Annotated in this window: 18 protein-coding genes and 1 pseudogene; 12 read left to right on the top strand and 7 right to left on the bottom strand. The window is 56.1% G+C overall.

Annotated elements, in window-relative coordinates; all coding sequences use genetic code 11:
- Nucleotides 1-69: 69 nt before the first annotated feature.
- On the top strand, nucleotides 70-1758 hold the full coding sequence (gene ilvB / locus FNY10_RS24380; protein ID WP_160704160.1) for an acetolactate synthase large subunit: 1689 nt from the start codon (nucleotides 70-72) through the stop codon (nucleotides 1756-1758).
- A gap of 3 nt (nucleotides 1759-1761) precedes the next feature.
- Nucleotides 1762-2052, top strand: coding sequence for an acetolactate synthase small subunit (ilvN, locus tag FNY10_RS24375; protein ID WP_004869110.1), 291 nt, complete (start codon nucleotides 1762-1764; stop codon nucleotides 2050-2052).
- 146 nt (nucleotides 2053-2198) lie between these two features.
- Here ilvN and FNY10_RS24370 read toward each other — a convergent pair whose 3' ends face one another.
- Entirely contained in the window at nucleotides 2199-2990 is a 792-nt protein-coding gene (locus tag FNY10_RS24370; protein WP_131050161.1) for a DeoR family transcriptional regulator, read from the bottom strand.
- Between the two features lie 335 nt (nucleotides 2991-3325).
- Between FNY10_RS24370 and rbsK the strand changes: the two genes are divergently transcribed.
- From rbsK to nepI, 9 genes are all read left to right on the top strand, one after another.
- Nucleotides 3326-4246, top strand: coding sequence for a ribokinase (gene rbsK, locus FNY10_RS24365; RefSeq protein WP_100684616.1), 921 nt, complete (start codon nucleotides 3326-3328; stop codon nucleotides 4244-4246).
- Between the two features lie 27 nt (nucleotides 4247-4273).
- Entirely contained in the window at nucleotides 4274-5590 is a 1317-nt protein-coding gene (gene fucP / locus FNY10_RS24360) for an L-fucose:H+ symporter permease (RefSeq protein WP_141962953.1), read from the top strand.
- 11 nt (nucleotides 5591-5601) lie between these two features.
- Entirely contained in the window at nucleotides 5602-6615 is a 1014-nt protein-coding gene (locus tag FNY10_RS24355) for an aldose 1-epimerase family protein (RefSeq protein ID WP_004869102.1), read from the top strand.
- 82 nt (nucleotides 6616-6697) lie between these two features.
- Nucleotides 6698-7291, top strand: coding sequence for a transcriptional regulator UhpA (uhpA, locus tag FNY10_RS24350; RefSeq protein ID WP_141962957.1), 594 nt, complete (start codon nucleotides 6698-6700; stop codon nucleotides 7289-7291).
- Nucleotides 7292-7308: 17 nt separating this feature from the next.
- A complete protein-coding gene (uhpB, locus tag FNY10_RS24345; RefSeq protein ID WP_160704461.1) occupies nucleotides 7309-8790 on the top strand; it encodes a signal transduction histidine-protein kinase/phosphatase UhpB in 1482 nt (493 codons plus the stop codon).
- Nucleotides 8791-8799: 9 nt separating this feature from the next.
- The gene (locus FNY10_RS24340; protein ID WP_160704463.1) at nucleotides 8800-10128 is read left to right on the top strand and encodes an MFS transporter; all 1329 of its coding nucleotides are present in this window, start codon (nucleotides 8800-8802) and stop codon (nucleotides 10126-10128) included.
- A 141-nt stretch (nucleotides 10129-10269) separates the two neighbouring features.
- Nucleotides 10270-11661 (top strand): hexose-6-phosphate:phosphate antiporter, encoded by a 1392-nt coding sequence (gene uhpT, locus FNY10_RS24335; protein ID WP_160704162.1) that lies wholly within the window; start codon nucleotides 10270-10272, stop codon nucleotides 11659-11661.
- Between the two features lie 295 nt (nucleotides 11662-11956).
- Nucleotides 11957-12409, top strand: coding sequence for a DUF1198 family protein (locus FNY10_RS24330; protein WP_141962970.1), 453 nt, complete (start codon nucleotides 11957-11959; stop codon nucleotides 12407-12409).
- Nucleotides 12410-12670: 261 nt separating this feature from the next.
- On the top strand, nucleotides 12671-13852 hold the full coding sequence (nepI, locus tag FNY10_RS24325; RefSeq protein ID WP_141962972.1) for a purine ribonucleoside efflux pump NepI: 1182 nt from the start codon (nucleotides 12671-12673) through the stop codon (nucleotides 13850-13852).
- 112 nt (nucleotides 13853-13964) lie between these two features.
- Here nepI and FNY10_RS24320 read toward each other — a convergent pair whose 3' ends face one another.
- The 4 genes and pseudogenes from FNY10_RS24320 to FNY10_RS24305 form a co-directional block, all read right to left on the bottom strand.
- Nucleotides 13965-15344, bottom strand: coding sequence for a carbohydrate porin (locus FNY10_RS24320; protein ID WP_160704164.1), 1380 nt, complete (start codon nucleotides 15342-15344; stop codon nucleotides 13965-13967).
- A gap of 292 nt (nucleotides 15345-15636) precedes the next feature.
- Nucleotides 15637-15763, bottom strand: a pseudogene (locus FNY10_RS24315) (PTS lactose/cellobiose transporter subunit IIA); the annotation flags it as partial.
- Between the two features lie 160 nt (nucleotides 15764-15923).
- On the bottom strand, nucleotides 15924-17249 hold the full coding sequence (locus FNY10_RS24310) for a PTS sugar transporter subunit IIC (RefSeq protein WP_131049292.1): 1326 nt from the start codon (nucleotides 17247-17249) through the stop codon (nucleotides 15924-15926).
- Between the two features lie 11 nt (nucleotides 17250-17260).
- Nucleotides 17261-17575, bottom strand: a complete 315-nt coding sequence (locus tag FNY10_RS24305; RefSeq protein ID WP_100686374.1) for a PTS sugar transporter subunit IIB — start codon at nucleotides 17573-17575, stop codon at nucleotides 17261-17263.
- 294 nt (nucleotides 17576-17869) lie between these two features.
- Between FNY10_RS24305 and FNY10_RS24300 the strand changes: the two genes are divergently transcribed.
- Nucleotides 17870-18811: a LacI family DNA-binding transcriptional regulator gene (locus FNY10_RS24300; RefSeq protein ID WP_131049293.1), complete on the top strand. Its 942-nt coding sequence runs from the start codon at nucleotides 17870-17872 to the stop codon at nucleotides 18809-18811.
- Nucleotides 18812-18894: 83 nt separating this feature from the next.
- On the opposite strand, the gene FNY10_RS24295 is transcribed toward FNY10_RS24300, so the two are convergent.
- Nucleotides 18895-19194, bottom strand: a complete 300-nt coding sequence (locus FNY10_RS24295) for a YicS family protein (protein WP_100686376.1) — start codon at nucleotides 19192-19194, stop codon at nucleotides 18895-18897.
- A 108-nt stretch (nucleotides 19195-19302) separates the two neighbouring features.
- Nucleotides 19303-20205, bottom strand: coding sequence for an EamA family transporter (locus FNY10_RS24290; RefSeq protein WP_160704167.1), 903 nt, complete (start codon nucleotides 20203-20205; stop codon nucleotides 19303-19305).
- Nucleotides 20206-20259: the final 54 nt, after the last annotated feature.

Below are 20259 nucleotides of genomic sequence, written 5' to 3'. Positions count from 1 at the left end.
GCGCAAACCGGGCGGGGTTTTTTTTCGACACTCGCCCGGTAAGTCGGCTCAAAATAAAAGGACTGGAGCATGGCAAGTTCGGGCACAACAGCAGAAAAAATGCGCTTTACCGGCGCGCAGTTAGTTATTCATTTACTGGAACGCCAGGGGATCACCACCGTTGCGGGCATCCCGGGCGGCTCAATCCTTCCCATCTATGACGCATTAAGCCAAAGCACGCAGATTCGCCACGTTCTGGCGCGTCACGAGCAGGGGGCGGGTTTTATCGCTCAGGGGATGGCGCGTACTGAGGGCAAACCGGCGGTCTGTATGGCCTGTAGCGGCCCGGGTGCCACCAACCTGATCACCGCCATCGCCGATGCGCGTCTGGACTCGATTCCGCTGGTGTGCATTACCGGCCAGGTTCCGGCATCCATGATCGGGACCGACGCGTTCCAGGAAGTCGACACCTACGGTATCTCTATCCCCATCACTAAACATAACTACCTGGTCCGCGATATTGCCGAACTGCCGCAGGTGATGAGCGACGCTTTCCGCATTGCTCAGTCCGGCCGCCCGGGCCCGGTGTGGATAGATATTCCTAAGGATGTGCAGGCGGCGACCATCGAGCTGGAGGTGTTACCGGAGCCGGGCACGCGCACCGCGCCGCCGACATTTGACCGCGCCAGCGTCCACGATGCGGCGGCGATGATCAATGCGGCTAAACGCCCGGTACTTTATCTGGGCGGCGGGGTGATTAATGCTCCTGAGCAGGTGCGTGCGCTGGCGGAAAAAGCGAACCTGCCTACCACCATGACCCTGATGGCGCTGGGGATGCTGCCGAAGGCGCACCCGCTGTCGCTGGGCATGCTGGGGATGCACGGCGCGCGTAGCACCAACTTTATTCTGCAGGAAGCGGATTTACTGATTGTTTTAGGCGCGCGTTTTGATGACCGGGCGATTGGCAAAACCGAGCAGTTCTGCCCGAATGCGAAAATTATTCACGTCGATATCGACCGTTCCGAGCTGGGTAAAATTAAGCAGCCGCACGTGGCGATTCAAGGGGATGTGGCCGATGTTCTGGCGCAGCTGACGCCGCAGGTCGCCGCCCAGCCGCGCGACGAGTGGCGCCAGCTGGTGGCGGATCTGCAGCGCGAGTTCCCTTCCCCGATTCCGCAGGAGAGCGACCCGCTCACCCATTATGGCCTGATCAACGCCGTTGCCGCCTGCGTTAACGATGAGGCGATCGTCACCACTGACGTCGGTCAACATCAGATGTGGGTCGCCCAGGCTTATCCGCTGAATCGCCCGCGTCAATGGCTGACTTCCGGCGGGCTGGGGACCATGGGGTTCGGTCTGCCGGCAGCGGTCGGAGCGGCGTTGGCTAATCCACAACGTAAAGTCATCTGCTTTTCCGGCGACGGCAGCCTGATGATGAACATCCAGGAGATGGCCACCGCGGCGGAAAACCAGCTGGATGTGAAAATCATCCTGATGAATAACGAAGCGCTGGGGCTGGTCTATCAGCAGCAGAGCCTGTTTTATCAGCAGGGGGTATTTGCCGCGACCTATCCCGGAATGATTAACTTTATGCAGATTGCCGCCGGCTTTGGCCTGCAAACCTGCGATTTAAATCACGAAGCCGATCCGCAGGCAGCGCTGCAGGCGATCATCGATCGTCCCGGTCCGGCGCTGATTCATGTGCGCATTGATGCGGAAGAGAAAGTCTATCCGATGGTTCCGCCGGGAGCGGCAAATACAGAAATGGTGGGGGAATAAACCATGCAACAGCAGACTCATGACAACGTTATTCTGGAACTCACCGTCCGCAACCATCCGGGGGTGATGACCCACGTCTGTGGCCTGTTTGCCCGCCGCGCGTTTAACGTCGAAGGCATTCTTTGCTTGCCGATTCAGAACAGCAACCACAGCCGCATCTGGCTCCTGGTGAACGATGACCAGCGGCTGGGGCAGATGATCAGCCAGATTGAAAAACTGGAAGACGTGGAGAAGGTGGCGCGTAACCAGTCCGATCCTTCCATGTTTAATAAAATTGCCGTCTTCTTTGAGTAAGAGCCTGTCCCGTCAGGCGATTTGATTTGCCATCCTGGCTCTGGGCAGTGCTCCAAATCCTCACGTACTGCGTGTACGTGGCGGTTTTTGCGCTGCCCATGTCCAGACGGGCTCCAACAATCTACGTCTGGCGGGATGGCGCTAAGTTATTCGCTTTCAGAGTCCGGGGTGATGACTTTTACCGACCCGTTCCGGCAGTGCGCGGCATAGTCTGCCGGTAACGGGCGATCGCTTATCAGCACATCAAAGGCTGGCAGCGGCGCAATACTGGCAGGCGCAACATCGTCGAACAGCGCGTAGCGGGCGAGCAGGATTTTCCGCAGGCCGCGATCCATCGCTTGACGTTTGGTGGCGAGGTCGTCGGGATTAAACCAGCTGACGCCAAAATGTTCGTGAACGCCGCTGGCGGAGATAAACACTTTACGCGGATTGAGCGAATCCAGCGCTGAAGGGTTACTGGTATCGTAGAAGGCATCGCTCTTCGCCCGATAGGTGCCGCCGCATAAGATGGCGGTGGCGTTGGGCTTTTCATTTAAGGCCATAAACACCCGATGTGAATAGCAAATACCGGTAAAGATAATGTCATCGGGGATCATATTAATGACCAGCGGCATTTCGCTGCCGTTATCAAAAAAGACCAGGTCGTTTTCGCTGACCAGGCCGGCGGCGAGGATGGCAATCGGCAGATCGTCGCGATGATGGGCTGCTTTTGTCGCCAGTGCTGGCGTGACGGAAGGCGATGAGGGTTTGTTGACCATCACCACATAGCCGCCCAGCAGCGTAAGCGGCAGCGGTTCGTCGTTTTCCTGGCTGAGATCCCGGCGAATGGTCATCACAGAGACCTCCAGCATACGCGCGGCGTCTTTAAGATGGATGCGGTCGGTTTTCTTCAGCAGTTCCATCAGGCGACGTATACGTTCTTTTTGCTTGGTCTCCATTCACACTCTCCGTAATTCATGTGGCAAATGTTCTTTTGGTAACATTTTGTCCCTGCTGAAACATTATGCATTCACATTACTATACTGCGGCCACTGCAGAATTAAAAGCCTGATTGATCTCGTTTTTGTTAAAATAAATTCTTTATTTTCAGTTTGTTGTGTTGTTATTTTCAATGTTTGTTTTTCTTCATCTCACGATTCTTCACATTTCTCTGGTTGATAAATAAACATTAAATGATACTGCAATCGCGATCATGGTCACAAATGGTACTAAAGTAACATGATAATGTTACGATAATATCATTGTTATGTGATTGTTTCTGAGAGGTAGTAAAATGGATATCGCGGTTATTGGCTCCAACATGGTGGACCTCATCACCTACACCAACCAGATGCCGAAAGAGGGGGAAACCCTTGAGGCACCGGCGTTCAAAATTGGCTGCGGCGGGAAAGGGGCCAACCAGGCCGTGGCGGCCGCTAAGCTCAATTCGAAAGTGCTGATGTTGACCAAGGTGGGAGATGATATCTTTGCGGATAACACAATTCGCAATCTTGAGTCCTGGGGCATCAATACCACCTATGTTGAGAAAGTCCCCTGCACCAGCAGCGGCGTAGCGCCGATCTTCGTGAATGCTAACTCCAGCAACAGCATTCTTATTATTAAGGGTGCCAACAAATTCCTCTCTCCTGAAGATATCGATCGTGCCGCCGAGGATTTAAAAAAATGCCAGCTGATTATTTTGCAGCTTGAGGTGCAACTGGAGACGGTTTACCACGCGATCGAATTTGGTAAAAAGCACGGTATTGAAGTGTTATTAAATCCGGCGCCAGCTCTGCGTGAATTAGATATGTCTTATGCCTGCAAATGTGATTTCTTTGTCCCCAATGAGACCGAGCTGGAGATATTAACCGGCCTGCCTGTAGATACTTACGATAATATTCGTATCGCCGCCCGCAGCCTCGTGGAAAAGGGCCTCAACAATATTATTGTGACCATGGGTGAGAAAGGCGCGCTGTGGATGACGCGCACTCAGGAAGTGCATGTCCCGGCCTTTAAAGTCAGCGCGGTAGATACCAGCGGCGCAGGCGATGCCTTTATCGGTTGTTTTGCTCATTATTACGTCCAGAGCGGAGATGTTGAATCCGCCATGAAAAAAGCCGTGCTCTTTGCCGCCTTTAGCGTCACCGGGAAAGGCACGCAATCATCTTATCCCAGTATTGAGCAGTTTAATGAATATCTGTCGTTAAACGAATAATCACCCTGCACTGTAAAAGGTAGCACTATGAACGATAAAAACATCATTCAGATGCCTGACGGCTATCTGAACAAAACCCCTCTGTTCCAGTTTATTTTGTTATCATGCTTATTCCCGTTATGGGGATGTGCTGCGGCCTTAAATGATATTTTAATTACGCAGTTTAAAAGCGTATTTGCATTAAGTAACTTTGCCTCCGCACTGGTCCAGAGTGCATTTTATGGCGGTTATTTTTTAATTGCGATTCCGGCGTCGTTAGTGATTAAAAACACCAGCTATAAGGTCGCTATTCTCACGGGGCTGACGCTGTATATCGTCGGTTGCACGCTCTTTTTCCCGGCATCGCACATGGCAACCTACACCATGTTCCTGGCCGCGATTTTCGCGATCGCCATCGGCCTGAGCTTTCTCGAGACGGCAGCGAACACCTACAGTTCGATGATCGGCCCGAAAAGCCATGCCACGCTGCGCCTGAACATCAGCCAGACCTTTTATCCGATTGGCGCGGCAGCCGGTATTTTGCTGGGCAAATATCTGGTCTTTTCCGATGGCGAAAGTCTGGAAAAACAGATGGCCGGGATGAATGCCGAGCAGATTCATAATTTTAAAGTTCTGATGCTGGAAAACACCCTTGAGCCTTACAAGTACATGATCATGGTACTGGTGGTGGTCATGGTGCTGTTCCTGCTGACGCGCTTCCCGACCTGTAAAGTTGCGCAGACGGCGAACCATAAACGCCCGTCGGCGGCCGACACGCTGCGCTACCTGGCCAGCAACGCACGTTTTCGTCGCGGAATTGTCGCTCAGTTCTTGTATGTCGGTATGCAGGTCACCGTCTGGTCGTTCACCATTCGCCTTGCGCTGGAGCTGGGTGATATCAATGAGCGCGATGCCTCAACGTTTATGGTCTACAGCTTTGCCTGCTTCTTTATCGGTAAGTTTATCGCCAATATTTTAATGACCCGCTTCACGCCGGAAAAAGTGCTGATTCTCTACTCGGTTATCGGCGCACTGTTCCTTGCGTACGTGGCGCTGGCGCCGAGCTTTAGCGCGGTCTACGTGGCGGTGCTGGTGAGCGTGCTGTTCGGACCATGCTGGGCAACTATCTATGCCGGTACGCTTGATACGGTGGATAACGAACACACCGAAATGGCCGGTGCGGTGATTGTGATGGCGATTATTGGCGCTGCCGTCGTCCCTGCGATTCAGGGCTTTGTGGCCGATATGTTCCACTCGCTGCAGGTCTCTTTCCTGGTGCCGATGCTGTGCTTCATCTACGTCGGCATCTATTTCTGGCGTGAATGCAAAGTCCGCCGTGCGCTGACTGAAGCGACGGTATCCTGAGGAGAATGCTGATGACGACACGCTTACCTTTATGGCGCCAGCTCTTTAGCGAGCAACCGCGCACGCTGCTGGCGAATGATGACTTCACGGTAACGGCTTTTCGCTATGCCAGCGGCGTAGAGGGGCTGCGGGTGGAAAATGCGCGCGGCTATCTGGTGATTTTGCCATGGCTGGGGCAAATGATCTGGGATGCGGAGTTTGACGGCCACGATCTGACCATGCGCAATATGTTCAGCGAGCCGAAGCCGGCGGCGGAGGTGGTGGCTACCTACGGCTGCTTCGCTTTCCACTCAGGTCTGCTGGCGAACGGTTGCCCGTCGCCGCAGGATACCCACCCGCTGCATGGTGAAATGGCCTGTGCGGCCATGGATGAAGCCTGGCTTGAACTGGAGGCCGACTGCCTGCGCGTGGCGGGGCGCTACGAATACGTGATGGGCTTTGGTCATCACTATGAGGCGCGGCCGACGGTGGCCTTACGGCGAGCCAGCGCGCTGTTTGATATCCAGATGACGGTGACCAATCTCGCCTCTGTCGCCATGCCGCTGCAGTACATGTGCCATATGAACTATGCCTACGTAGCCCAGGCGACCTTCAGCCAGAATATCCCGGATGAAGCGCTCTCGCTGCGCGAGTCGGTACCGGCCCATGTACAGCCGACGGAATCGTGGCTGGCGTTCAATCAGCGTCTCCTGCAAGGCGAGGCCTCGCTGACCACGTTATGTGAGCCGCAATATTACGATCCGGAAATCGTCTTTTTTGCCGATAAGCTGGATCGCTACACCGATAGCCCGGAATTTCGCATGATAGCGCCGGATGGCACCACGTTTGTTACGCGCTTCTCCAGCACTGAGTTCAATTATGTTACCCGCTGGATCCTCTATAACGGCGATCAGCAGGTTGCCGCCTTCGCGCTGCCCGCCACCTGTCGGCCTGAGGGATTCCTCGCGGCTCAGCGTAATGGCAGTCTGATTTCGCTGGCGCCGCAGCAAACCCGGAGCTTCACGGTGACCACCGGTATCGCCTGAGGCGGATAATCCTGCGCAAGGCTTGAACAACAACGTGCTTATCGTTAAGGTAAGCGCGTTTTTTAACCCGCCAGGACACGCCATGACCACCATTGCCCTTATTGACGATCATCTTATCGTCCGCTCCGGATTTGCGCAGCTGCTGGGGCTGGAAGCCGATTTCCAGGTGGTTGCCGAATTCGGTTCCGCCCGTGAAGCGTTGAGCGGACTGCCTGGGCGCGGTGTACAGGTCTGTATTTGTGATATCTCGATGCCGGATATGTCAGGGCTTGAGCTGCTCAGCCAACTGCCGAAAGGCATGGCGACCGTCATGCTCTCCGTCCACGATAGCCCGGCGCTGGTGGAACAGGCGCTGAATGCTGGCGCCCGCGGTTTTCTCTCCAAACGCTGTAGCCCGGATGAGCTGATCGCCGCGGTCAGAACGGTGGCGGCCGGCGGCTGTTACCTGACGCCGGATATCGCCATGAAGCTGGCGGCAGGCCGCCAGGACCCGCTCACCCGCCGCGAGCGGCAGGTCGCGGAAAAGCTGGCGCAGGGGATGGCGGTGAAAGAGATCGCCGCTGAGCTGGCATTGTCGCCAAAAACCGTGCATGTGCATCGCGCGAATTTGCTGGAAAAGCTGGGCGTCAGCAACGATGTTGAGCTGGCGCGGCGTATGTTCGATAGCTGGCAATGAGACCGTTACTCTCCCGGCTGCTTTCGGTGGCCGGCTGCTTCTGCATTTTCTCCGCCGCGTGGTTCTGCCTGTGGAGCATCAGCCTGCATCTGGTCGAACGGGCGGATCTTGCCGTTCTGCTGTTCCCCTTTGGTCTGCGGCTGGGTCTGATGCTTCAGTGCCCGCGCGGCTACTGGCCGGTGTTGCTGGGCGCTGAATGGCTGCTGATCTTCTGGCTGGCGCAGGAAGTGGCGCTGGCGCATCCGATAATATTGATGATCGGTAGCGTGCTGGCGCTGCTGCCGGTGGCGCTCATTTCGCGCTATCGTCACCAGCGCGACTGGCTCACATTGCTGCGGCAGGGTGCCGCGCTGATTGCCGCCGCGCTGCTGCAATCGCTGCCGTGGATGAGCGAAGGGAGCGACGGACTGAACGCGCTGTTGCTGACGTTAACCGGCGGCCTGACGCTGGCTCCGACCTGTCTGGTTATCTGGCACTATCTCACCAGTACCGTCTGGCGACCGCTGGGGCCATCGCTGGTTTCACAGCCGATCAACTGGCGAGGGCGGCATCTGATCTGGTATCTGCTGCTGTTTAGCGTCAGCCTCTGGCTCCAGCTGGGACTGCCCGCCGAACTGTCGCGTTTTACCCCTTTCTGCCTGGCGCTGCCGATCATCGCACTCGCCTGGCATTATGGCTGGCAGGGGGCGCTGATCGCCGCGCTGATGAACGCTATCGCGTTAATCGCCAGCCAGACCTGGCACGATCATCCGGTGGATTTGCTGCTCTCGCTGCTGGCGCAGAGCCTGACCGGGCTGCTGTTGGGCGCCGGGATTCAGCGTCTGCGTGAACTGAACCAGTCGCTGCAAAATGAACTGGCGCGCAACCAGCGGCTGGCGGAGCGGCTACTGGAAACCGAAGAGAGCGTGCGCCGGGACGTGGCGCGCGAACTGCATGATGACATCGGCCAGACCATTACCGCGATTCGCACTCAGGCCGGGATTGTGCAGCGTCTGGCTCCGGAAAACGGCGGCGTGAAACAGAGCGGCCAGCTTATTGAACAGCTTTCGCTCGGAGTTTACGACTCGGTTCGTCGCCTGCTGGGCCGCCTGCGTCCGCGTCAGCTCGACGACCTGCCCCTTGAACAGGCGGTACGTTCGCTGATGCGCGAAATGGAGCTGGAAGAGAGCGGGATGATCAGCCATCTCGACTGGCGCATCGATGAGGCCGCCTTAAGCGAAAACCAGCGCGTGACGCTGTTTCGCGTCTGCCAGGAAGGGCTGAATAACATCGTTAAGCATGCCAGCGCCAGCGCGGTGACACTGCAAGGCTGGCAGCAGGATGAGCGGCTGATGCTGGTACTTGAGGATGATGGCTGCGGGCTGCCGCCGGGGACCGGGCAGCAGGGCTTTGGCCTGACCGGTATGCGCGAACGGGTGACGGCGCTGGGCGGCACGCTCACTATCTCCTGTACGCACGGCACCCGGGTCTGCGTCAGCCTGCCGCGCCGTTATGTTTGAGGAGTGATGATGCTGAGCTTTCTGAAATCCCCGCCCGATGCGGCGCCGATCGCCGATAAGCAGGCGCTGGATGAACGCTACCGCTACTGGCGGCGCCATATTCTGCTGACCATCTGGCTGGGCTATGCCCTGTTTTATTTCACGCGCAAAAGCTTTAACGCCGCGGTGCCGGAAATTCTCGCCAGCAACGTCCTGACCCGCAGCGATATTGGCCTGCTGGCGACGCTGTTTTACATCACCTACGGGCTGTCGAAGTTTTTCTCCGGCATCGTCAGCGACCGCTCCAACGCCCGCTATTTTATGGGCCTTGGACTCATTGCTACCGGGATAGTGAATATTCTGTTCGGCTTTTCCACTTCGCTATGGGCGTTTGCGCTGCTGTGGGCGCTGAACGCCTTTTTCCAGGGCTGGGGATCGCCGGTGTGCGCCCGTCTGCTGACGGCCTGGTATTCGCGTACCGAGCGCGGCGGCTGGTGGGCGCTGTGGAATACCGCGCATAACGTCGGCGGGGCGCTGATTCCGATGGTGGTCGGCGCGGCGGCGCTGCACTACGGCTGGCGAACCGGGATGATGATTGCCGGGACGCTGGCGATTCTCGCCGGGCTGTTCCTCTGCTGGCGACTGCGCGACCGGCCGCAGGTTGTTGGGCTGCCCGCGGTGGGCGACTGGCGGCATGACGAGCTGGAGATTGCCCAGCAGCAGGAAGGGGCAGGGCTGACGCGCAAAGAGATCCTCACCAAATACGTGCTGCTGAACCCCTATATCTGGCTGCTGTCGCTATGCTACGTGCTGGTCTACGTGGTGCGGGCGGCGATTAACGACTGGGGCAACCTGTATATGTCGGAGACGCTGGGCGTCGACCTGGTGACCGCCAATTCGGCGGTGACGATGTTCGAGCTGGGCGGTTTTATTGGCGCGCTGGTGGCAGGCTGGGGGGCGGATAAGCTGTTCAACGGCAACCGAGGGCCGATGAACCTGATTTTCGCCGCCGGTATTTTGCTCTCGGTTGGCAGTTTATGGCTGATGCCTTTCGCCAGCTATGTGATGCAGACCGCCTGCTTCTTTACCACCGGTTTCTTTGTGTTTGGCCCTCAGATGCTGATTGGTATGGCGGCAGCGGAGTGTTCCCACAAAGAAGCGGCGGGGGCGGCAACCGGATTTGTCGGGCTGTTTGCCTATCTCGGGGCGTCGCTTTCCGGCTGGCCGCTGGCGCAGGTCATGGAAATCTGGCACTGGAGCGGTTTTTTCGTGGTCATCGCTATTGCCGCCGGGATTTCCGCGCTGCTGCTGCTGCCGTTTTTAAACGCTCAGGCGCCGAGAACCGCTCACGAAGCGTGACCTGTCTCTCCTTTTTACTCTGATTGGGACAAAACTAAGAAATTTTCCCGGTTCCACCTGGACGCTGTCTCAGGCCAGCCGCGCCGCGGCTTTTTACAATGCCTGCCATTCGCAGGTATAAAAATTAGCCCGGAGTGTCCTATGCTGGCTTTTCTAAACCAGGTGCGCAAGCCGACCCTGGATCTGCCGCTCGACGTGCGGCGTAAAATGTGGTTCAAACCGTTCATGCAGTCCTATCTGGTGGTCTTCATCGGCTACCTGACGATGTATCTGATCCGCAAAAACTTTAACATCGCCCAGAACGACATGATCTCCACCTACGGGTTGAGCATGACCCAACTGGGGATGATTGGCCTTGGCTTCTCGATCACCTACGGCGTGGGTAAAACGCTGGTCTCCTACTATGCGGACGGTAAAAACACCAAGCAGTTCCTGCCGTTTATGCTGATTCTTTCCGCCATCTGTATGCTCGGCTTCAGCGCCAGTATGGGGGCCGGCTCAACCAGTCTGTTCCTGATGATCGCCTTCTATGCGCTGAGCGGTTTCTTCCAGAGCACCGGCGGTTCGTGTAGCTATTCAACCATTACCAAATGGACGCCACGTCGTAAGCGCGGCACCTTCCTCGGTTTCTGGAATATCTCTCACAACCTCGGCGGCGCGGGCGCGGCGGGCGTGGCGCTGTTCGGCGCGAACTATTTGTTCGACGGCCACGTCATCGGCATGTTCATCTTCCCGTCGATTATTGCGCTGATTGTCGGCTTTATCGGTCTGCGTTTTGGTAGCGACTCGCCGGAATCCTACGGCCTCGGCAACGCGGAAGAGCTGTTCGGCGAAGAGATCAGCGAAGAAGACAAAGAAACCGAAGAGAACGCCATGACCAAATGGCAGATTTTCGTCGAGTATGTGCTGAAAAACAAAGTCATCTGGCTGCTGTGCTTCTCCAACATCTTCCTCTATGTGGTGCGCATCGGTATCGATCAGTGGTCGACGGTCTATGCCTTCCAGGAGCTGAAGCTCTCCAAAGAGGTGGCGATTCAGGGCTTTACCCTGTTTGAAGTAGGCGCGCTGGTCGGAACGCTGCTGTGGGGCTGGCTGTCGGATCTGGCGAACGGCCGTCGTGCGCTGGTGGCCTGTATCGCGCTGGCGTTAATTATCGCGACCCTCGGGGTTTACCAGCATGCCAGCAACCAGTATGTCTACCTGATGTCGCTGTTTGCTTTAGGCTTCCTGGTGTTTGGCCCGCAGCTGCTGATCGGCGTTGCGGCGGTGGGCTTCGTCCCGAAAAAGGCCATTGGCGCGGCGGACGGCATCAAAGGCACCTTCGCTTACCTGATCGGCGACAGCTTTGCCAAACTGCGGCTGGGGATGATTGCCGACGGCACGCCGGTCTTTGGCCTGACCGGCTGGGCCGGTACCTTTGCGGCGCTGGATGCGGCAGCTATCGGCTGTATCTGCCTGATGGCTATCGTCGCGGTGTTTGAAGAACGTAAAATTCGCCGCGAGAAGAAGAAATCCATTTTGCAGAATGCCTGAGTAATCAGTATGGGTAACGTTGCCCGGCAGTGATGCCGGGTTTTTTTTGCTCATTGCGGCGTGTGCCGTTCACGTTAGATTCCGCGCGCCTCGCCCAGGGACGATGACGCTTCAGTGATTTTTAGCCAGACCATCCTTCTCGTGTCCCGATACGCCCTACAGACATGCGCATTGCCGCCGCTGAAAAACAACGGTCTGGCCGCCGCCGCGATAAGTCACATTATGGTGTGCCGGGGAGTCGACAGCGCGCAAATTCCCATTATGATAGTGGGGCTGCGGTAGACTGTGAGGAAGCATGATCTGGTTAGGATTAGCCACGCTGGTGGTTGTATTTGTTGTCGGTTTTCGGGTGCTTACCTCTGATTCACGCCGTGCTATTCGCCGCCTGAGCGAACGGTTAGCCATTACCCCGGTGCCACTGGAGTCAATGATCGATCAGCTGGGAAAAACCGCCGGAAATGAGTACCTTCATTACCTTGAGCGCCCCAATGAGGCACATCTGCAAAACGCCGCCCAGGTCCTGCTGATCTGGCAGGTGGGGATTGTGGATAGCAGTGAACAGAACCTGCATTACTGGTATCGCCAGATGCAAAAAGCCCGCCTGGCTGCGCCGATTACCGATGCGCAGATCCGTCTGGCACAAGGGTTTCTGCGCGAGCTGGACCCGGAGCTGAGCGAAATTGTCACCCTGCAGCAGCGCTATAACGCGCTGTTTTTACCCGAAGACGGCGTGCACTGGCTGCATTGATATCGCGGCACGTGCTAATGACCATCAACGATGGTCATTAGATTGGTATCCCGCTCGCCCGAACGGATGACTGACCTCGTTAAATCAAATGGTTACGAGGTTTTTCAGGACGCAGCCAATGCGACGACGCGCCATCGTCTGACCGGCTCGCCATCCCCGCGCCGACAATAATCAAGCCTGGAACTGGCAAAGCGTTAAATTAGTCACACACAAAATGTTACACTGCACAGCTTTTACGCTATTTAACCTTGCAGGTAACTGATGACCCCTCTGAATGAAGCCAAACAACACGCCAGCGAGCTCGCGCGGCCAAACTGGTCGGCGGTCTTCGCGGTGGCCTTCTGCGTAGCCTGTCTGATTACCGTTGAGTTTTTACCGGTGAGTTTGCTTACGCCAATGGCCCAGGATCTGGGGATCTCTGAAGGACTGGCCGGTCAGTCGGTCACGACCACGGCGTTTGTGGCGATGTTCGCCAGCCTGTTTATCACCTCGATGATTCGCAGTACCGATCGCCGCTATGTGGTGATCCTCTTCCCTGTGCTGCTGACGGTATCCTGTCTGCTGGTCTCTTTCGCCAATAGTTTTGCGCTGCTGCTGCTGGGCCGGGCCTGTCTCGGACTGGCGCTGGGTGGCTTCTGGGCGATGTCCACCTCGCTGACGATGCGCCTTGTTCCGACGCGGGTGGTGCCAAAAGCGCTGTCGGTTATCTTTGGCGCGGTGTCGATTGCGCTGGTTATTGCCGCGCCGTTGGGTAGCTTTCTGGGGGGCGTTATCGGCTGGCGTAACGTCTTTAATGCGGCGGCGGTGATGGGCGTGTTCTGTACGCTGTGGGTGTTGAAGGTGCTGCCCTCTTTACCCGGCGAAGCGCCGCATCAACAGCAAAATATGTTCAGTCTGCTGAAACGCCCCGGCGTGATGGCCGGGATGTGCGCCATTTTTATGGCCTTTGCCGGACAGTTTGCCTTCTTTACCTATATCCGCCCGGTCTATATGACTCTGGCCGGTTTTGATGTTGATGGCCTGACGTTAGTCTTGCTGAGTTTCGGCATTGCCAGCTTTATCGGCACCTCGCTGTCGTCGGTGATCCTCAAGCGCTCGGTGAAGGCGGCCTTAACGGCTGCTCCGCTGGTCCTGGCGACAAGCGCGACGGTGCTGGTGCTATGGGGGGAAAGTCAGGTGGTGGCGTCGGCGGTGGTGGTTATCTGGGGCTTTGCGTTTGCATTGATTCCGGTTGGGTGGTCAACGTGGATTACCCGCTCGCTCTCCGACCAGGCGGAAAAAGCCGGCTCGATCCAGGTGGCGGTCATTCAGCTGGCCAATACCTGCGGCGCGGCGGTAGGTGGCGTGGCGCTGGATCATCTTGGCCTGCTATCGCCGCTGGTGATTTCCGGCGCCTTGATGCTGTTGACCGGCCTGCTGGTGGCTGTCAAAGTCCGGGTGTAGTCGGGGCGCTCAAAACCCCGGCCGCATGATGCTGACCGGGGCAGGAGAGCGAACCTACGGGCGTTAATCCCCAGCAAGTCGCCCGGGTCAGGCGGTGACCCGGGCGCTGATTTTAGAACCACGCCTCAAACATGCCGCCGACGTTCAGTGAATCCAGCTGATCGTCTTTGGTGCCGTTCACCTTCGCCGTGCGTTTGTTGTCGACCTGACCACCGGTGACGTAGAAACGCAGCATCGGACGGAACTCCGGCCCCATGCCGATGGCGATGTTCTGCGACAGCGTCAGTTTCCAGCCGTGGTTATCCCCGCCCCGATCGTAGTCAACGCGCTGATAGCCCGCTTCCAGCCAGGTCGAATGCACGTCGTTCCAGAAGTACATCGGACGCACGATGGCGCCGTAGTTCTTCCGGTTGTCGGTGTTGTCCTTGCTGTTGTCATAGTCGTGGAAGGCCAGCAGGTACTCGATCTGCGCCTGCTGAGTAAACTTGTGCAGCCCCTCGAAGCTGGCGTAAACCGTCGTCAGGTCATCTGTTTTGTTATAGACGCTGTTATCTGAGTTATCCGAGTAGCGCAGAATCACTTTGTTCACGCCGCTGTCGTTGGTATGGCTCAACAGCAGCCCGCCCTGCCAGGCGTTAAGGCGGGCATCGTTATCCACCGCTTTGGAATCAAAACCGTAGTTAGCATAGACCTCGACATCGATCGGGCCGGCTTTCATATTGTGAATTTTCGAGGTCAGCGCGTAGTGGCCGCTGTCGCCGGTATCAGACCCGCCGGTACAGGTAATGCGCGAGGGGTTAGATTCATCCCCCATCACTTCCGGGCTACAGGATTTCACCTGCGACACCGCCGCCACGTCGAACTGCACGCCGCCGATATCGAAGTTTTTCACCCCGGCGCCCTGGCCGTCGTGGTTCATCCAGAAGTAGTCGTTGATCCCCTGCTGCGGACGCTGATGGAAATCACGACCGGCCCAGATGTAGGCGTTCGGATTGGATTCCAGAACGTTGGTGACGCCAACGTAGGCTTTTTTCAGGTTAACTTCGTCGCTCCAGTGGTCGAACATGACGTTGAGATCCCAGATAGCCCCCTGGCTGCTCTTAAAGGCTTTGGTTATCTGGAATTCGCCGCCGTTGCCCTCGTTGCCCAGACGGCCGATGGCCGAGGCGCCGTTATAAGAGCCATCGACGCCGATATATTTCTGATCGCCGGTCTGGAAATGGGCGCCGTAGCGCGCGTAGCCGCTAAACTTCAGGCCGAACGGAATCGCCATATCCGGCGATGCGGCGGTAGTTTGCGGGTTGGTCATGACGTCCACTTTCTTATTGGCGGCGGCATCAATTTTCGCCTGGCGATCCGCCAGCGCCTTATCGACGGCTTTCGCCACAATGGCGTCAATTTGTTCCTGAGTAAACTCCTGGCCGAGTACGGAAATTGGGCACAGCGCGGCGACGACCGCCATTGCTAATGGCAGCATGGTTACAGTTTTCATAATTATCTCGCTTTTAATAATTCATCTATCCTAAATAGTTCGAGTTGCAGGACAAAACGGTTAACCGTTTTGAACAGCGCTTGCGCTGGCCCCGTAAGGGGCGAGGCCTTAGGCCGAGTAACGCGGCAAGGGAGTGAATCCCGATGAGCTTACTTTGGTAAGTGATTCGGTAAGCGAGCGCAGCCAACGCACATGCAGCTTGAAATATGACGGATATATTCAGATAATAGCCATTCCGCCAGAGTCAGCGGGTGTGTTTATTTCGGGTACAGTTTTTTAAGGTTTATATAAATTAACGCTGGTACAAATGGGTTAATTCCTCTGAAAATTCACGCGCCAGCAGTGAATTCATTAAATGATCCTGAGCATGCACCATATAACGTCATTGGCTGGCGCGCCTCACCGGCATTTACGCTAATTTCCATTAGCGCATCTTCTTGAACAATCATAATATTACCTTAGGTGATTGGCTTTTATTAAAGAATATAGCGAAAGTTCCTTTTTCGCATTATTCGAAGATAATAGTATTGTATTATTTAAATTTTGCGGAAAATACAGCGCCCGCGGTATTTCCCCTGATTACTGGCTGACAGTTTCGGCAACCGGTACGGTATTTTTTGCTTTTTCTACTTCAGTTTTCATTAAGGAGCGCTCATAGGCGCGCAGGAACGGCAGGTAGATAACGGCTGACATCGTCATGCAAATAAGGCACATGATGACCGGACTTAATGTCCAGTTAGCCGCCCACGAGGCGCCGACAGGAGCGGGCGTGGTCCAGGGCGTCAGCGAGACAACCTGGGTCAGCCAGCCAAGACGGGTTGCGCCATAGGCCAGGATGGCGTTGATCATCGGAACGAAAACGAACGGGATAAACATCATCGGGTTCATGATAATTGGCGCGCCAAACAGGATTGGCTCATTAATATTGAAGAAGCTCGGCACGATACCCATTTTGCCGATGGTACGCAGGTGCGCCACGCGGCTACGCAGCAGCAGGAACGCCAGCGGTAAGGTCGAGCCAACGCCGCCAATCAGCAGATAGTGGTCCCAGAAGCCTTGCAAATAAACGTGCGGCAGTGCGGCGCCGGCTGCCAGAGCCGCCTGGTTGGCCGACAGGTTCGCCATCCAGAACGGGTTCATAATCCCGGTGACAATCAGCGAGCCGTGGATCCCGGCAAACCAGAAAATCTGGCACATCAGCACGGAAAGCAGAATCGCGGGCAGGGAGTCGGAAGCCGATACCAGCGGTTCCAGCAGGTGCATAATCGCCTGCGGCAGAATCATACCGGTCTGGGCTTCAATAAACAGATTCAGCGGATGCAGGGTGCCAATCACCACCAGTACCGGGATCAGGATTTCGAACGAACGGGCGACGCCGGTGGGCACCTCTTTCGGCAGGCGAATGGTGATGTTGTTCTGTTTCAGCCACGCATAGACGCGGGTGGAGTAAATGGCGGTAATCAGCGCGGTGAAGATCCCCTGGCCTGACAGGTACTGCGTTGAGATTTTACCGTCGGCATAAGGGGCCGCTACCAGTAAAAAGGCCATAAATGCCAGCAGGCCGGACATCACCGGGTCGATTTGAAACTGGCGTCCCAGACTGGCGCCAATACCGACGGAGATAAAGAAGGTCATCACCCCCATGCTCAGATTGAACGGCAGCATCAGCTGTTCGCGGTACTGCTGCGAGAAATCCAGCCAGCCGCGGGCAAACCCGTTGGTGGTGTCCGGTGAAAAGGGAGGAAAGATAAATACCAGCATGAAAGAGCCGATGATCATAAACGGCAATGCGGCAGTGAAGCCATCGCGAATGGCGATAACATACTTCTGCTGCCCAAGGCGTCCTGCCAGCGGAGTAATAGATTGCTCGATCACGGCAATCATGGACTGATACGGAGAGCTCATTTGCACACCTCTTATTGCGCCGGATGAATCAGCGACAGCGCATAATCCAGGACGTTATCTCCCCGTTGCATCCCGTAGTCCATGGTATTAATGGGCTGGACCGGAATATTCAGGGAGGCGGCTTTTTCTGACAACGTTTTCAACATGTATTTCACCTGCGGACCGAGCAGCACTACCTGGTAGCGCGGAAACTGCATGTCAAATTCGGAAACACCGTAGGCGTCAATCTGCACCGGCAGGTTACGTTCTTTCGCCACGTCGACCATCTTCCTGACCAGTAAACTTGTGGACATCCCGGCAGAGCAGCACAGCATGATCTTGTACATCGACACTCATCCTCAAAATGTAAAAAGTTATTGCGTGGATGATTTGATATCAGACGGAAACCGGTTTCCATTCATAAAAAACAGAACTGTGATGACTGTCAAGATCTTCCCCTTATGGCGCTAATTAATTGGATTCTGCTCACACATTTCGGCCAGTTTGGCGATGTTTTTCCATGAAATGGAAAATCGGTTTCCAAATGAAAATGGAAACGGATATACTGGCGAAGGTTATAATTGAAGCGATTCAGGGCCGGGGATGTACAGGGATCGGACGGGCTCTGTCAGGGGATAATGATGTCTACAATCAATGATGTATCACGTTTAGCAGGGGTGTCCAAAGCCACCGTTTCTCGGGTGTTGAGCGGTTCGCGCGGAGTCAAAGAGGCCAGCCGTCAGGCGGTACTGCAGGCGGCAGAAGAACTCAACTACCGGCCCAATATGATAGCCCAGTCGCTGCTTAGCCAGAGCACCGGCTGTATCGGCGTGATTTGTGCCCAGGACAATATTAATCAAACGACCAGCTATCTGTATGCCCTGGAAAAACAGCTGAGTCTGCATCAGAAGCATCTGCTGCTGCGTTTTGCCAACACCCGCGCTGGCGTGATGAGCGCCCTCGAAGAGCTCAGCTGCGGCCTGTGTGATGATGTGTTGATCATCGGCGCGCGCTTTCCATTAAACATCGACCGGCCGGATGTGGCGCTGATTGACTGCCTGGAAAGCGATGGGGTGAACAATATTCAGTTTGACCACGCATTTGCGGCGGAAACGGCCTGTAACTACCTGATTAGCCAGGGGCGCCGGCAGATTGCGTTAATTCATCCTGAAGGGAGCGGCTTTGCCGACCAGGTTTTGCTGGGCTACAAACATGCGCTGGAAAAAAATTTCCTGCCGTTTAATCGCAACCTGGTATTCCTCGACAGTACGTCGCCGTCGGTGGCGGTACAAGAGCTGGTCAACAATGCGACAACCTTAAATTTCAATGCGTTACTGGTTGCTGATGAGCAACAGGCTCAGCACATTGTGCCGCAGCTGCTGGCGTTCAACCGGGCGGTGCCGGAAAAAGTCATGGTGTTCAGTCTGGCTGGATCGTTACAGCTGCCCGGTATTCCGACCATTCCGGCCATTGAGTATTCGATGGACGCCATGGCGGCGCGCATCGTCAGCTGGCTGACGGAAAAAACCCAGATGCTCAGTGACAGCATGTTGCGCGGCGATTTAATTATTCCGCAACGCTGAGCGCCTGCTGAACCCTGTCGGGCGCACGGCTTCAGCGTCGCCGCTGCGCTGGTGACATTCGGCGGGAAGCGTTGGCGGCGACGCTAAAGCGATGATGTTTTCGGGCAGCTGATTTTATCGATAGCTGCCTGATAACCCTTCTGATTATTCCGCTCTTTCGCCAGCGTGGCCTGCCGGACATATTCCTGATTTTGCTGAGAGGCGAGGATTTTATTGGCAAAATCGGTATCGCTCAGGGTGGCCTGCGGGGCGCATTTTGCCTTCACCGCTTTTAACACCAGTTGCTTTTGTTGCTCGAACTGCAGGCTTTTCAGCGGTGATTCGGCCCAGGCCGCCGTCGCGCTGAGGGTCGTAACCACGCACAATATCCAACACGCTTTCATGACGCTTCTCCTCAAAAAGTCGCTTCAGTCAACTATATGTATATGCGCAGGATGCGAAACACGCAAATTATCAGGCAGTTAAGTTGTTTAAAAGCCGATGCTTGCTTTCTACGTTAACTGAACCCGGCGTCGGGAATCCACGGCTATCAGCACCACGGAGGAAAGAATCAGCAGCGTACCGAGCCAGTCCGGGAGCGTAAAGGTGATGCCCAGTAGCATGAGCGACAGCAGCGCGCTGCTCAGCGGCTCGGCGCAACTGAGAATCCCCGCTTTCGCGCCGCCAATTTTTTGTGCCCCGTTTAAATAGAGGCTAAAGGTCAGCGACGTACCGATTACCACCAGATAGAAGAAAGCCAGCAGCAGACCGCCATTGACGACAAAGTGGGCGCCCTGGCCGCCGTAGAACGGCAGCAGCATTGCTCCACCCAGCAGCATGCTCCAGCCGACGATCGGTAGGGTGCCGTACCGGGCGATGAGCGTTGACGGCCAGGTGGTGTAAAACGCGGCGGCAAATGCCGACGCCACCCCCCACAGCAGCGCCGACGGCGAAATGGACAACGTGGTGGGATTGCCGTGGGTGACCAGCAGGAACGTCCCTGCCAGCGAGGTCCCGATGGCCGCCAGCACCAGCGGCCCCGGTCGTGTTTTGCGGGCCAGCGCAAACCAGGCGACGATAATGGTCGGCGACAGGAACTGGAGTACCGTCGCGGTCGCGGCGTTCGATTTCTCGATGGTCATCAGGAAGGTGTACTGCACGGTCAGCGCGCCGAACAACGAGAAGAACAGCAGGCTTAAGGCATCCTGGCGCTTTTGCAGGACGCGGAAAATTTTGTCGCCGTGGACAAAAGAGAGCATCAGAAGAATCAGGCCAGCGAACAGCAGACGCGTCATGGTCAGAAACGGCGATGACATCTGGCTTTGCTGCATAATGTACTGCGCGCAAACGCCGGAGCTGCCCCATAGCACCGCGGCTATCAGTACGTTCAGCATCCCTTTTTTGCTGGAGCCCATCTTTTCCTCGAATGAAATATCGCAAAGGGCGCATCATAGCATGAGCTGATGCGC

The sequence above is a fragment of the Klebsiella sp. Lac1 genome (assembly GCF_009825425.1).
GTDB classification, from domain to species: domain Bacteria; phylum Pseudomonadota; class Gammaproteobacteria; order Enterobacterales; family Enterobacteriaceae; genus Klebsiella; species Klebsiella electrica.
This window is presented reverse-complemented; position numbering and strand designations above follow the sequence as displayed.